Annotated in this window: 15 protein-coding genes; 7 read left to right on the top strand and 8 right to left on the bottom strand. The window is 69.0% G+C overall.

Annotation, left to right across the window (positions count from 1 at the left end; translation table 11 throughout):
• Window positions 1-46: 46 nt before the first annotated feature.
• The 3 genes from N415_RS12660 to N415_RS12670 are packed head-to-tail and all read left to right on the top strand — an operon-like array spanning window position 47 to window position 2231.
• Window positions 47-658 carry an acid phosphatase gene (locus N415_RS12660; protein WP_068181830.1) on the top strand — a complete coding sequence of 204 codons (612 nt, stop codon included), beginning with the start codon at window positions 47-49 and terminating at the stop codon, window positions 656-658.
• Complete coding sequence (locus N415_RS12665) at window positions 655-1752, top strand: isochorismate synthase (protein WP_068181833.1); 1098 nt, start codon at window positions 655-657, stop codon at window positions 1750-1752. Before N415_RS12660 ends, N415_RS12665 begins: the two co-directional genes overlap by 4 nt.
• Entirely contained in the window at window positions 1749-2231 is a 483-nt protein-coding gene (locus N415_RS12670; RefSeq protein ID WP_068181837.1) for a GNAT family N-acetyltransferase, read from the top strand. The genes N415_RS12665 and N415_RS12670 overlap by 4 nt, the downstream gene beginning before the upstream one ends.
• Here N415_RS12670 and N415_RS12675 read toward each other — a convergent pair.
• Window positions 2183-2614 carry a hypothetical protein gene (locus tag N415_RS12675; RefSeq protein WP_239645525.1) on the bottom strand — a complete coding sequence of 144 codons (432 nt, stop codon included), beginning with the start codon at window positions 2612-2614 and terminating at the stop codon, window positions 2183-2185. The genes N415_RS12670 and N415_RS12675 overlap by 49 nt on opposite strands.
• Window positions 2615-2683: 69 nt before the next feature.
• Here N415_RS12675 and N415_RS12680 point away from each other — a divergent pair, with 69 nt between their 5' ends.
• The gene (locus N415_RS12680; protein ID WP_068181843.1) at window positions 2684-3649 is read left to right on the top strand and encodes a diacylglycerol kinase family protein; all 966 of its coding nucleotides are present in this window, start codon (window positions 2684-2686) and stop codon (window positions 3647-3649) included.
• A gap of 269 nt (window positions 3650-3918) precedes the next feature.
• Window positions 3919-4173, top strand: a complete 255-nt coding sequence (whiB1, locus tag N415_RS12685) for a transcriptional regulator WhiB1 (RefSeq protein ID WP_066932419.1) — start codon at window positions 3919-3921, stop codon at window positions 4171-4173.
• 63 nt (window positions 4174-4236) lie between these two features.
• Here the strand turns inward: whiB1 and N415_RS12690 are convergent, their stop codons facing one another.
• From N415_RS12690 to N415_RS12705, 4 genes are all read right to left on the bottom strand, one after another.
• A complete protein-coding gene (locus N415_RS12690) occupies window positions 4237-5742 on the bottom strand; it encodes a sensor histidine kinase (protein WP_068181846.1) in 1506 nt (501 codons plus the stop codon).
• A gap of 49 nt (window positions 5743-5791) precedes the next feature.
• The gene (locus N415_RS12695) at window positions 5792-6007 is read right to left on the bottom strand and encodes a biotin/lipoyl-binding carrier protein (RefSeq protein ID WP_067159260.1); all 216 of its coding nucleotides are present in this window, start codon (window positions 6005-6007) and stop codon (window positions 5792-5794) included.
• Between the two features lie 249 nt (window positions 6008-6256).
• Window positions 6257-6559, bottom strand: a complete 303-nt coding sequence (gene rsrA / locus N415_RS12700; RefSeq protein WP_068112269.1) for a mycothiol system anti-sigma-R factor — start codon at window positions 6557-6559, stop codon at window positions 6257-6259.
• Window positions 6556-7206, bottom strand: a complete 651-nt coding sequence (locus N415_RS12705) for a sigma-70 family RNA polymerase sigma factor (protein WP_161630304.1) — start codon at window positions 7204-7206, stop codon at window positions 6556-6558. Before N415_RS12705 ends, rsrA begins: the two co-directional genes overlap by 4 nt.
• A 292-nt stretch (window positions 7207-7498) precedes the next feature.
• Here N415_RS12705 and N415_RS12710 point away from each other — a divergent pair, with 292 nt between their 5' ends.
• Window positions 7499-8347, top strand: coding sequence for an NAD(P)-dependent oxidoreductase (locus N415_RS12710; protein WP_068181853.1), 849 nt, complete (start codon window positions 7499-7501; stop codon window positions 8345-8347).
• A gap of 56 nt (window positions 8348-8403) precedes the next feature.
• Window positions 8404-8889, top strand: coding sequence for an aminoacyl-tRNA deacylase (locus N415_RS12715; RefSeq protein ID WP_068181992.1), 486 nt, complete (start codon window positions 8404-8406; stop codon window positions 8887-8889).
• Window positions 8890-8982: 93 nt separating this feature from the next.
• On the opposite strand, the gene N415_RS12720 is transcribed toward N415_RS12715, so the two are convergent.
• The 3 genes from N415_RS12720 to N415_RS12730 are packed head-to-tail and all read right to left on the bottom strand — an operon-like array spanning window position 8983 to window position 13043.
• Window positions 8983-9804, bottom strand: coding sequence for an alpha/beta fold hydrolase (locus N415_RS12720; protein ID WP_068181857.1), 822 nt, complete (start codon window positions 9802-9804; stop codon window positions 8983-8985).
• Between the two features lie 33 nt (window positions 9805-9837).
• On the bottom strand, window positions 9838-11529 hold the full coding sequence (locus tag N415_RS12725; protein ID WP_152531353.1) for an alpha/beta fold hydrolase: 1692 nt from the start codon (window positions 11527-11529) through the stop codon (window positions 9838-9840).
• Between the two features lie 2 nt (window positions 11530-11531).
• Window positions 11532-13043 (bottom strand): long-chain fatty acid--CoA ligase, encoded by a 1512-nt coding sequence (locus N415_RS12730; protein ID WP_068181860.1) that lies wholly within the window; start codon window positions 13041-13043, stop codon window positions 11532-11534.
• Window positions 13044-13080 lie beyond the last annotated feature (37 nt).

The raw sequence follows: 13080 nt of genomic DNA on the forward strand, positions 1-13080 counted from the left end.
AACTCCAGAGGGCCACTGGCATTTCCGTCCGGCAGAATCGGTCGGCATGGGCATCTACAACCACCGGCTGGTGCTGCTCCGCCACGGCGAGACCCCCTGGTCCAAATCCGGCCAGCACACGGGTCGCACCGACCTCGAGCTCACCGATCACGGCCGGGTCCAGGCCGAGCTCGCCGGCCGCGTTCTCAGCGAACTGAACCTCACCGACCCGCTGGTGGTCAGCAGCCCGCGCATCCGCGCGCTGACCACCGCCAAGTTGGCGGGCCTCACCGTCGATGAGGTGTCCCCCATGCTCGCCGAATGGGACTACGGCGACTACGAGGGGTTGACGACCAAGCAGATCCGGGAACTCGACCCCGATTGGCTGGTGTGGACGCACGGATGCCCGGGCGGCGAGAGCGTGGCGCAGGTCAGCGACCGCGCGGACAAGGCCGTCGAATTTGCGTTGGGGCACATGGGGACGCGTGACGTGGTGTTCGTCGGCCACAGCCACTTCTCCCGCTCGGTGATCACGCGCTGGGTGGAGTTGCCGCTCGTCGAGGGCAGCCGGTTCTGGATGCTCGCCGGGTCGATCGCCGTGTGCGGGTTCGAGCACGGAGTGCGACAGCTCATGGCGCTCGGGCTGACCGGCCAGCCGCAGGCGATCGCACCCGGGTGAGCGCCGAACCGCCGTTCGCGCTGTGCGGGCCCCGGGGGACGCTGGTCGCCGAGGGGGTGCGCGCCAGCTACAGCGACGTGACCGCTGCCCAGCAGGCGCTGCGCTCCGGATCCGCCCCAATAGTGTTGGGCGCGTTGCCTTTCGACGTGAGCCGGCCCGCGGCCCTGCTGGCGCCGGGCGCCGTGCGTTCCACCGACGAGCCGCCCGACTGGCCGGCGGGCCCGTTGCCGCCGGTGCGCGTCGCCGCCGCGGTGCCGCCGCCGGCCGACTACCGCGCGCGGATCATTCGCGCCCGCGAGGAGCTGACGGCAGAGGCCAACCCGCTGCACAAGGTGGTGCTGGCCCGCGCCCTGCAACTGGTCGCCGACGCGCCGCTGGATGCCCGCGTGATCCTGCGCCGCCTGGTCACCGCCGACCCGGCCGCCTATGGCTACCTCGTGGACCTGAGTGCCGCCGGCGACGACTACGCGGGCGTGGCGCTGGTGGGCGCCAGCCCCGAACTTCTGGTCGCGCGCACCGGCGATCGCGTGGTGTGCCAGCCGTTCGCCGGTTCGGCCCCGCGGGCCGCCGACCCGGAAGCCGACGCGGCCAACGGAGCCGCGCTGGCCCGTTCCGCCAAGGACCGGCACGAACATCGTCTGGTGATCGACACCATGCGGGCGGCGCTGGAACCGCTGTGCGACGAGCTGATCATCGCCGAAGACCCCCAGTTGAGCCGCACCGCGGCGGTCTGGCACCTGTGCACCCCGATCAGTGGCCGCCTGCGCGACAAGTCAACCACCGCAATCGATCTGGCGCTGGCGCTGCACCCGACCCCGGCGGTCGGCGGCGTTCCGACGAAGGCCGCGACCGAGCTCATCGCCGAGCTGGAGGGTGACCGCGGCTTCTACGCCGGCGCCGTGGGCTGGTGCGACGCCGGCGGCGACGGCTCCTGGGTGGTGTCGCTGCGCTGCGCGCAGCTGTCGGCCGACCGCCGCACCGCGCTCGCGCGCGCCGGTGGGGGAATCGTCGCCGAATCCGACCCCGACGCCGAAGTCGCCGAAACCACAACGAAATTCGCCACCATTTTGAACGCGCTGGGAGCCGGGCAATGACGGAAAACATCCGCCGTGCCATCCCGGCGGACGCCGGCGATATTACCGACATGATTCACGCGCTCGCCGAATTCGAACGTGCCCCGGAGCAATGTACCGTCACCGAAACGCAAATTTCGACAGCGCTTTTCGGCAATTCACCCATCGTGCACGGGCACGTGGCCGAGGTCGACGGCGAGGTCGCGGCGATGGCGTTGTGGTTCATGAACTTCTCCACCTGGGACGGGGTGGCGGGCATCTACCTCGAAGACCTGTTCGTGCGGCCCGGTTTTCGCCGCCGCGGTCTGGCCCGCAAGCTCCTGTCGGCGCTGGCCCGCGAGTGCCTCGACAACGGGTACACCCGGTTGTCGTGGGCGGTGCTGAACTGGAACGTCGACGCGATCGCGCTGTACGACGGCGTCGGCGCCGCGCCGCAGCGCGAGTGGACCACCTACCGGCTGTCCGGCCCGCCGTTGGCCGAGCTGGCGGGGCGGCCCTGATCGCGGCCGGCGGCCCAGCGCACGGCCGCCGGCGTGAAGAGCAAGACCAACACGCTCAGCGCCACGACGCCCAGCGGAACGCCGAACGCCGGCCGGTGCGAGCCGACCGCCAGGTACCACGCCACCGGTAGCAACAACAGTTGCGTGAAAACGCCCACCCCGCGGCCCCAGCGCTTGCCGAGCACCAGCGCGCGCCCCGCGGCAAGCACCACGGCGCCGACGAGGAGAAACCACACCGCCGTGCCCAGCCCGTTGACCACGCGTTGGTCGGCCCCCGCGATTCCCCGAACCACCAGCACCGCCGCCATGAGCAGCGCCGCCACACCCTCTACCGCGACGATCACCCCCGCCGCGCGGACGGTGGACGGGACGCGCGGGTTCACAGCGCCAGCGTAGTCACGGGCCATTACCGCACAGCGCGGCCATAACGGCCCCGCCTAAGCTCGTGGATCATGCGCGCCGTGCTGATCGTGAATCCCACAGCCACGTCCACCACCGCAGCCGGTCGCGACCTTCTCGCGCACGCGCTCAAGAGCCGCCTGCACCTGACCGTCGAACACACCAGTCACCGGGGTCACGGCACCGAACTCGCGCACAAGGCGGTCGAGGACGGGGTCGACCTGGTCGTCGTGCACGGCGGCGACGGCACGGTGAGCGGCGTGGTGAACGGCCTGCTGGGCCGCCCCGGCACGGCGCCCTCGGGGCACGTGCCCGCCCTCGCGGTGGTGCCCGGCGGGTCGGCGAACGTGCTGGCCCGCTCGCTGGGCATTTCGCCCGACCCGGTCGCCGCGACCAACCAGCTCATCCAGCTGCTCGACGACTACCGCCGTCATCAGACCTGGCGTCGCATCAGCCTGATCGACTGCGGCGAGCAGTGGGCCGTGATCAACGCCGGGATGGGCGTCGACGCGGAGGTGGTGGCCGCGGTGGAAAGGCAGCGCGACAAGGGTGTCAAGGTCACCCCGTTGCGCTATTGGCGCGTGGCGATCCCCGTCACCTTGGCTTTTCGCCGTCGCGAGCCGATCCTGACGGTGGAGCTGGCCGGCCGCGAGCCCGTCAGCGGCGTGCACTTCGCGTGGGTGTCCAACACCAGCCCGTGGACCTACAGCAACAGCCGCCCGCTGGTCACCAACCCCGGCTGCAGCTTCGAGTCGGGCCTCGGGGTGTTCGCGCTCACCGAGATGAAGGTGTTCCCCACGCTGCGGCTGGTCAGCCAGCTGCTGGGCAACGGCCCGAAGGGCGAACCGAAACAGCTCATCCGCGACGACAACGCCAGCTGCCTGCGGGTGACCTCGACCGGCGGCCCGGTGGCGAGCCAGTTCGACGGGGATTACCTCGGCCTGCGCCAGACCATGACTTTCAGGACGGTCCCGGATGCGCTGCCGGTGGTCGCGCCGCCCGGAAAAAACCACCTCTGAGCTGCGGAGACCTGCCAACCGGACGAAAATCACAGGGGAAATCGCGCGGCAGTGTAGTACAACGGACTAAGGGCTCGAATAAGAAGTCTGTGAAGTGAGATAGCCCACGAGCTACGCACGACTATTGACATCTGTAGAGCCTGTGAAACGATCGAAAGGTTGCATGCAGAAATTCATGTAGGGGCGCGGACCCTTTTCTTGTGCACGCTTTAACAGCCGAAGAAAAAGACCGTGCGCCTTGCTGCGCACTCAGTGAGGAGTAACAACTTATGGATTGGCGCCACAAGGCGGTCTGTCGCGACGAGGACCCGGAGCTGTTCTTCCCGGTAGGGAACAGCGGCCCGGCGCTCGCACAGATCGCTGACGCGAAACTGGTCTGCAATCGGTGCCAGGTGACCACGGAATGCTTGTCGTGGGCCCTGAACACCGGCCAGGACTCGGGCGTCTGGGGGGGCATGAGCGAAGATGAGCGGCGCGCACTCAAGCGTCGCAACGCCCGGACGAAGGCACGCAGCGGAGTCTGACGCAGTCTGCATACGGTGCGGCCCCGACGATTGTCGGGGCCGCACCGTTGTGTAGGCGTCCGTCTATATCAACAGTCTTGTTCGCCGCCCGATCGGCACCCGCAGCACCACATCGGTGCCGCGGGCCGGGGCGTGCCGCATCCCTAGCGTGCCGTCCAGCTCCGCCGACACCAGGGTCCGCACGATCTGCAGGCCCAGGCTGTCGGAGTTGTCCAGGCTGAACCCGTCGGGCAGTCCCCGGCCGTCGTCGTGCACGACAACGTCGAGCCAGCGCGCCGAGCGCTCGGCGCGAATGGTGACGGACCCTTCCTGGGCGGCCGGGTCGAAGGCGTGCTCGATCGCGTTCTGGACGAGCTCTGTGATCACCATGATCAGGGCCGTCGCGCGGTCGGAGTCCAGCACGCCCAGGTCGCCGACCCGGTTGATGCGGATCGGCCGGTCCACCGACGCCACGTCGTTCATGATCGGCAGGATCCGGTCGATGACCTCGTCCAGGTTCACCTGCTCGTCCACCGACATCGACAGCGCGTCGTGCACCAGGGCGATCGACGACACCCGGCGCACCGACTCGATGAGCGCCTCCCGCCCCTCGGCGTTGGCGGTCCGCCGGGCCTGCAGGCGCAGCAGCGCGGCCACCGTCTGCAGGTTGTTCTTCACCCGGTGGTGGATCTCGCGGATGGTGGCGTCCTTGGAGATCAGGGCCCGGTCGCGGCGCTTGACCTCGGTGATGTCGCGGATCAGCACCGCGGCACCGGCGCTGGCGCCGTGCACCACCAGCGGCAGCGTCCGCAGCAACACCGTGGCTCCCCCGGCGTCGATCTCCATCCGCATGCTCCGCCCGCCGGCGAGCAGGTCGAGCACGTGCTCGGCCAGCTCCTGCGCCTCGAACGGGTCGGAGATCAGCGGCCGCGTCACCTTGACCAGGTTGCGGCCCTCCAACTCGGCCGTCAGCCCCATCCGGTGGTACGCCGACAGCGCGTTGGGGCTGGCATAGGCGACGACGCCGTCGACGTCGAGGCGGATGAAGCCGTCGCCGGCCCGGGGGGTCGAGCGCGACATGACCACGTCGCCGACGTCGGGGAAGGTGCCCTCGGCGAGCATGTGCATGAGGTCCGTGGCGCACTCCTGGTAGGCGGTCTCCAGCTGGCCGGACGCGCGGACGGCGGCTTCCGCGGTTTGGTGCCGGGTCAGCACCGCGACCACGTTGCCGCCGTAGCGCACGGGGGACGCCTCGACGTGCGGGCCGGGCAGCTCCGACGAATGTTGTTGGCCCGCAGGGTGTTCCTGCACGACGACGGCGCCGGTGTCGAAAGCCTCGGCGACGAGCGACAGCCGGTCGGCGGGGACGACGCTGCCCACGGCGTCGGTGAGCAGCACCGTGGGCGCGGTGTTCGGGCGGCACTGCGCCACGCATACCAGCACGCCGTCGTCGCGGCGAACCCACATCAGGTAGTCGGCGAACGACAGGTCGGCCAGCAGCTGCCACTCCCCCACCACCGCGTGCAGGTGGTCCACCGCGTTGCCCGGCAGCATCGTGTGTTCGGCGAGCAGATCACCGAGCGTGGACATCCATCACCCCCGCGTCGATTCCCGGCGGCAGATACGAACGGCCCAACGGCTAGCTGATGACGGCGATAAGGTCGCCCGCCTGAATGACGTCGCCCACCGACACGCTCACCTTGCTGACGGTGCCGTCGACTTCGGCCAAAACCGGGATCTCCATCTTCATCGACTCCAGCAGCACCACCGTGTCGCCCTTGCCGATCTGGTCACCCTCGCTGACAACGACCTCGAGCACGCTGGCCACGATCTCGGCGCGAACATCCTCCGCCATCTTCACCCCACTCATCCTGGCCGTTGGTGCATGCCGACTGCTGGTCTGTCGAGCTCATGTATATCGAACCACAGGACCGGCCGGGACCGCGGCACGCGGGGCGTGAGACAATGTGAGGCAAGCTAACGGGTGCGCGGCGCCCGACCAATCACGGAGGTTCGAAGAGATGGCCAAGCGTGGCCGGAAGAAGCGCGACCGCAAGTACAGCAAGGCCAACCACGGCAAGCGGCCCAACTCCTGACGGAGTAGCTACTCCACGCCGCGGATGATGGTGGTCCGGCGGATTTCCAGCCGGAGGCGTTCCTTGAGGCCCTCGGGGGCCTTCTCGCCCGTGCACTTGGTCGCGATCAGCGCCTTGAGCCGCTCCTCGATGCCGTAATGCTGGAAGCATCCGGGGCACGCCTCGAGGTGCTGGCGCAGCCGCTCCTTCGCCTCGGGCGTGCACTCGCCGTCGAGCAGAGTCCATACCTCGGCGATCACTTCGGCGCAGCCCAGGCCGTGGGAATGGCTGTCATCGGCGCGGGGCTCGGCAGGGCCGGCAGACTCGCTCATGACGGCACCTCCTCGTGCGCATGTTGGCCGCGGTTGAATCCGCGCTCCTTGGCCACGTCGGCCAAGAGACCGCGCAGCTGACGTCTGCCGCGGTGCAGCCGAGACATTACCGTCCCGATCGGCGTGTCCATGATCTCGGCGATTTCCTTGTACGGGAAACCCTCGACGTCGGCGTAGTAGACCGCCATCCGGAACTCCTCCGGCAACGCCTGCAGCGCCTCTTTGATCTCGTTGTCGGGCAGCGCCTCGAGCGCCTCGACCTCCGCCGAACGCAGGCCGGTCGAGGAGTGCTCGGCGTTGGACGCCAACTGCCAGTCGGTGATCTCCTCGGTCGGGTACTCGGCGGGCTGGCGCTGCCGCTTGCGGTAGCTGTTGATGTAGGTGTTGGTCAGGATCCGGTACAGCCAGGCCTTGAGGTTGGTGCCGGCCCGGAACGAGCGGAATCCCGCGTAGGCCTTCACCATCGTTTCCTGCAGCAGGTCCTCGGCGTCGGCGGGGTTGCGCGTCATGCGCAGCGCACCACCGTAGAGCTGGTCCAGCAGCGGAATCGCGTCGCGCTCGAATCGCGCCGTGAGTTCCTCGTCCGTCTCCTGCGGCGGTGCCGGTTCGGCAGCCCCCGGAGTCGCCTCGCCGTCGGTATCGGCCATCTTCAGTAACACGGTCCCTTCTGCAGCGATGTCGCCGGCCGGCACCCAGAAAGCCGCCGAGCTCGCAAGCGACCGGGTCAACTGCTCGTCCCGCTGGGCAGCGCCCATTAGGCACGTCGCGGTTGGCACCAGACTGCTCCTCCCAATCTAAAGGCTGCCCCTGACAGTGTCCGTTCAGGTCTGTCTGGCGGCTGCATCTGCATCAGAAACCGACTGTTTTAACAGCATGGGGCAGCCGGCTATTTCCCGGGCGGAATCGGGGGCGGTTCGGGCGTGGCGTTAATGTGACGCCATGTCCCTGAACGGCAAGACCATGTTCATCTCCGGTGCCAGTCGTGGAATCGGCCTGGCGATCGCCAAACGCGCCGCGCAGGACGGCGCCAATATCGCGCTGATCGCCAAGACCGCCGAGCCGCACCCCAAACTGCCGGGCACGGTATATACGGCCGCCAAGGAGCTCGAGGACGCGGGCGGGCAGGCCCTGCCGATCGTCGGGGACGTCCGCGACCCGGATTCGGTCGAGGCGGCGGTGGCCAAGACCGTCGAGCAGTTCGGCGGCATCGACATCTGTGTGAACAACGCGTCGGCGATCAACCTGGGCTCGATCACTGAGGTGCCGATGAAGCGGTTCGACCTGATGAACGGCATCCAGGTGCGCGGCACGTACGCCGTCTCGCAGGCCTGCCTGGCGCACATGAAAGGCCGGGAGAACCCGCACATCCTGACGCTGTCGCCGCCGGTGCTGCTCGGCAAGGAGTGGTTGAAGCCGACCGCCTACATGATGGCCAAGTTCGGCATGACGCTGTGCGCGCTGGGCATCGCCGAGGAGATGCGCGAGGCGGGCATCGCGTCGAACACGCTGTGGCCGCGCACGCTGGTCGCGACGGCCGCGGTGCAGAACCTGCTCGGCGGCGACGAGGCGATGGGCCGGGCGCGCAAGCCCGAAGTGTATTCCGACGCGGCCTACGTGATCCTCAACAAGCCCGCCCGCGAGTACACCGGCCACATGCTGCTGTGCGAGGACGTGCTGGTGGAATCCGGCGTCAAGGATCTGTCGGTCTACGACTGCATTCCCGGCTCCAAGCTCGGCGTCGACTTCTGGGTCGACGGCGTCAACCCGCCGGGGTACACGGGGCCCTAGTCGTGATCGCAAGCGCGGCGGAGCCGGGCGCAGCGGGTCACGACCATCAGAAGACCGTGGCCGCCGCCGCCACACCGGGCATCGCGGCGCTCGTCAAAGCCGGTGTGCCGCACGAGGTCGTCAAGTTCGATCACGATCCGCGGGAATCGTCGTTCGGCGTGGAGGCGGTCCAGGCGCTGGGCCGCGCCGGCGTGGTGCCGGAGCAGATTTACAAGACGCTGATCATCTCCGTGCCCGACGGGCTGGCCGTCGCGATGGTGCCCGCGGCGTCCAGATTGTCGCTCAAGGCCGCCGCCGCGGCGCTGGGGGTGGCCAGGGCCGAGATGGCCGAACCCGGTGCCGCCCAACGGGCTACGGGATACATCGTCGGCGCGGTGTCGCCGTTCGGGCAGCGCAAGCGCCTGCCCACGGTCGTCGACGCCGGCGCGCTCGCCTTCGACCGGGTGTACTGCAGCGCCGGCCGTCGCGGCTGGGACGTCGCGGTGGCGCCTTCCGACCTGATCCGGCTGACTGACGCGGTCACCGCGGACATCCAGGCCTAGGCGCGTTCCGGCTCCGCGAACGTAACCGCACCGCGAAAATCCGCGCCAAATTTCGCAGCCAGGTTACGCTCGCGCACCAAAGGTGTTCGGGCGCTAGGCGCGTGCCCCCGGTTCGTCGAGGAACTTCTCGATGACGGGCGCGAGTTCGACCGCGTTGTGCACGACGTCGATGTGCCCGCCGGAATGCAGGTGCAGCCGCGAGTGCGGCAGCAACGCGTTCATGATGCGGGCGTTGACCACCGGGATGATCGGGTCGTCGGTGCCGGCCACGATCAGCGTCTCCTGCCGCAGCGCGGGCAGGGCGAACAGGCTGGTCCACACCGAGCCGGCGAGCAGCTGGTGCAGGTAGCCGACCTTGGATCCGGCGTGCAGCTGCCGCACAAACAGCCGCGCCACGTCTTCACCGTGAGCGCGGACGGTACCGCCGTAGAGCTCACTGGCGATGGCGGCGGCATAGTCGGGATCCGAGAACCTGCGCGGCGTGGCCATTTTCGCCAGCACCGACGGGCGGGCCGGCACCATCAAGACGCCGGTGCCGGTCGCCACCAGCACCATCCGCCGGCAGCGGCGCGGGTTCTGGAACGCGAACTGCTGGGCGAGCGCGCCGCCCCAGGACAGCCCCAAAACGTCCACCACGCCGACGCCCAGCTTCGTCAGCACGCGGCCCAACACCCAGGCCAGGTAGGGAAAGCCGTACGGGAGCAGGGACGTCGGCGATCCCCCGGTCCCGGGCACGTCGAACCTGATGACCGTGCACTCCAACCGCTCCACCAGCGGATCGAGCACCTCGAGGCTGGCCCCGATGCCGTTGCACAGCACCAGCGGTACGCCCGTCCCTTGCCGCACGTTGACCCGGATCCGCTGGCCGCCCGCGGTGACGTAGCGCTGTTCGCCGATCGTGCTGGGCGTTATCACGCGGAGGCGCCTTTGCGGTGCGCTGCGCTTCACTCACTTCTCCATCACGTAGCCGCCGGGGGCCGGCCCGAGCGGCGGGAGGCCTTCTGCCCCAAGGGTTGTCGGTGCGTCGACCTGCGGGCCGCTGCGCTCGGCGAGCCAGCCGGCGTAGTCCGGCCACCAGGAGTCGCTGGCCTTCTGCGACGACTCCAGCCACTGCTTCGGGTCTTCGGCATCGACGGGACCGGTCCGGAAGGACGCCTTGGGGTTGCCGGGCGGGTTGACCAACGCGGCGATGTGGCCGCTGGTCGACAGCACAAAGCGGTTGTCCTTGCTGCCCAGCAGCCGCGCGCTGCGATAGGTGGCCTGCCACGGGCAGATGTGGTCGGCGATGCCCCCGACGACGTACGCGTCGGCGGTGACGTTCCCCAGGTCGACCGGGCTGCCCAGCATGGTGAGCGCGCCCGGGGTGACCAGGGCGTTGCGCTGCGCCATCAGGATCATGTCGCGGTGCAACGCGGCGGTCATCCGGGTGGTGTCGGCGTTCCAGAACAAGACGTCGAAAGCCGCCGGCTTGCGGCCCTGCACATAGTTGTTCACCCAGTAGCGCCAGACCAGGTCGGTGGGCCGCAGCCAGGCGAACATCTCCGCCATGTCGCGCCCGTCCAGGTAGCCCTTCCGGCGCGAGACCCGGATCGCCGCCTGGGCCGCGCGGTCGCTCATCATGGCGGCCGCGAAACCGGCCCGAGTCTCGTCGAGCACGGTGACCGACAGGTTGAGGCCCGCGATCCGGTCGCCCTCTCCGATGTCGGCGAGGTGGGCCGCCGTCATCGCCGCCAGGATGCCACCCGAGCAGGTGGCCAGCAGGTGGGTGCTGTCGGTCCCGGCGATCTTCTGCACCGCATCCATCGCCTCGACGATCGCGGCGCCGTACGCGTCGAAGCCCCAATCCCGGTGCCGCTTTTGCGGATTGCGCCACGAAATCGCGAAGACCTGTTGCCCTTGCTGGACGAAGTACTCGATCATGCTGCGCCCGGGGGCGATGTCCATGATGTAGAACTTGTTGATCACCGGCGGCACCATCAGCAACGGGATCTCGTTGACCTTCGGCGTTTGCGGCGCGTATTGGATCAGCTCGAACATCGACGTCCGCAGGACGACCGCCCCCTTCGTGACGGCCACCGTCTCGCCCACCACGAACGCGTCGGGCTCGACCATCGCGGGCACCCTGGGCTTCGAAAGCATGTCCCGCGCAAAGGCTTTCAGGCCGCGCACGGCGCTAAGCCCGCCGGTGTCGATCATCGCCTTCCAGCCCAGCGGGCTGATCAGCGGGTTGTTGCTCGGGGCCAGGCCCTCGACGAGGTTGTCGATGACGAACCGCATTCTCTCGTTGTCCCGCCAGTCCAGCTGGGCGTCGGCGAGCAGCCCCTCGGCGGCCTCGCTCGCCGCGAGGTAGGCCTGCATGATCCGGTGCAGGACCGGGTTGTCCTGCCAGGCGGGGTCGCTGAAGCGCTTGTCGGCCCGGACCGGGACGCGCTCCGAATTGCCCGCCGCGACGGCGCCGAGCTCACGCGTCAGCGCGCCGACCCGGCCGGCAACGGCGCCGGGTTGCTTGGCGAGGTTGACACCGAAGCGGGTCCAGGTGTCGTCGGGCATCATCCGGCTGACGAACGGCTTGGTGGCGCTGGTCAGCAGCAGGTCGAGCGGGGCGGCGAGCTCGTCGGGTTTGGTCGTTTGGGTAGTCATGGCTATCGCGTGCTTTCGGTTGTCGGGGCGGTGATTTCGCGTTTGAGGAGCTTGCCGGTCGGCCCCTTGGGCAGCGCGTCGACGAGCCACACCAGGCGCGGGTACTTGTACGCGGCCACCCGGGCTTTGACGTAGTCGCGCAACTCTTCCGGCGTCGCGACCGCGCCCTCTTTGAGCGCGACCGCGGCGCCGACGTCCTCGCCGAGGGAATCGTGCGGGACGCCGATGACGGCGGCCTCGGCCACCGCGGGGTGCTCATAGAGCACCTCCTCGATCTCGCGGGGATAGACGTTGTACCCGCCGCGGATGATCATGTCCTTGGTGCGGTCGACGATGTAGAAGTAGCCGTCTTCGTCGACGCGCCCGACGTCGCCGGTGTTGAGCCAGCCGTCGGCGGTGACCGCTGCCCTGGTCGCGTCCGGAAGGTTCCAGTAGCCCTTCATCACGTTGTGGCCGCGGATCTGGATCTCGCCCGTCTCCCCCCGCGGGACCTCGACGCCGTCTGGCCCGACCACCCGCATCTCGACACCCTCGATCGGGGTGCCGATCGAGCCCGCCTTGCGGGGCCGGTCCGGATGGTTGAACGCGGCCGCCGGGGAACTCTCGGAAAGCCCGTACCCCTCGAGAACCGTGCATCCGAAAGCCTTTTCGAAGTCGGTGAGGACCTGCAGAGGCAGCGCCGCGCCGCCCGAGACGCAGGTCCGCAGGCTCCGCGTCGCCCGGGCCGCGGCCTCGTCCGCCACGCTGAGCAACGCCGAATACATGGTCGGCACCCCTTCGAACACCGTGACGGCGTCCCGCTCGATCACCTCGAGGGCCTTGGCCGGGTGGAAGCGCGGAATGAGCGTCAGCGTCGCACCGCTGAGGACAGAACCGTTGAGGGCGCACGTCAACCCGAAGACGTGGAACAGCGGCAGGCAGCCCATCACGACGTCGTCGGGCCCGAGCTTGACCAGCGTCCGGATACTGACCTCGGCGTTGCGGCCGAGGTTGCCGTGGGTCAGCGTGGCGCCCTTGGGTTTACCCGTGGTCCCGGACGTGTGCAGGATGACGGCGACGTCGTCGTCGTCACGCTGCACCGGGGAGGTTTGGGCGGGCAGGTCGGCGATGAGGTCCGCCAGCGCGGCGTCGTCGACGATCCAGCAGTGCGCCCCGGCCTCGGCCGCCCCGGCGGTCGCCTCCTCGGCGAAGGCGGGCGTGGCGAACATGGCCTTGGCGGCGGTGTTGGACAGGTAGTAGGAGACCTCGCGGGCCTTGAGCAACGGGTTCATGGGGACCGCGACGGCGCCCCGATACATGATGCCGTAGAACGCGATGGCGAACGCCGGTGTATTGGGCAGCATCACGCCTACCCGGTCGCCCGGCCCGACCCCCGCGCGCTCGAGCAGCGTCGCGACCCGGGCCGCGGCGGCGTCGAATTCGGCGTAGCTGAACCGCAAGTCGTCGCAGCGCAGCGCCACCCGTTGCGGGTGACGATCTTTCGATGCGACGAGGTTGGCGCTCAACGAGGTCATAGGGTGCCTCCGGGACGTGGTTTCCTGCGTGCATCAA

The sequence above is a fragment of the Mycobacterium sp. UM_CSW genome, from assembly GCF_000455205.1.
GTDB lineage: Bacteria > Actinomycetota > Actinomycetes > Mycobacteriales > Mycobacteriaceae > Mycobacterium.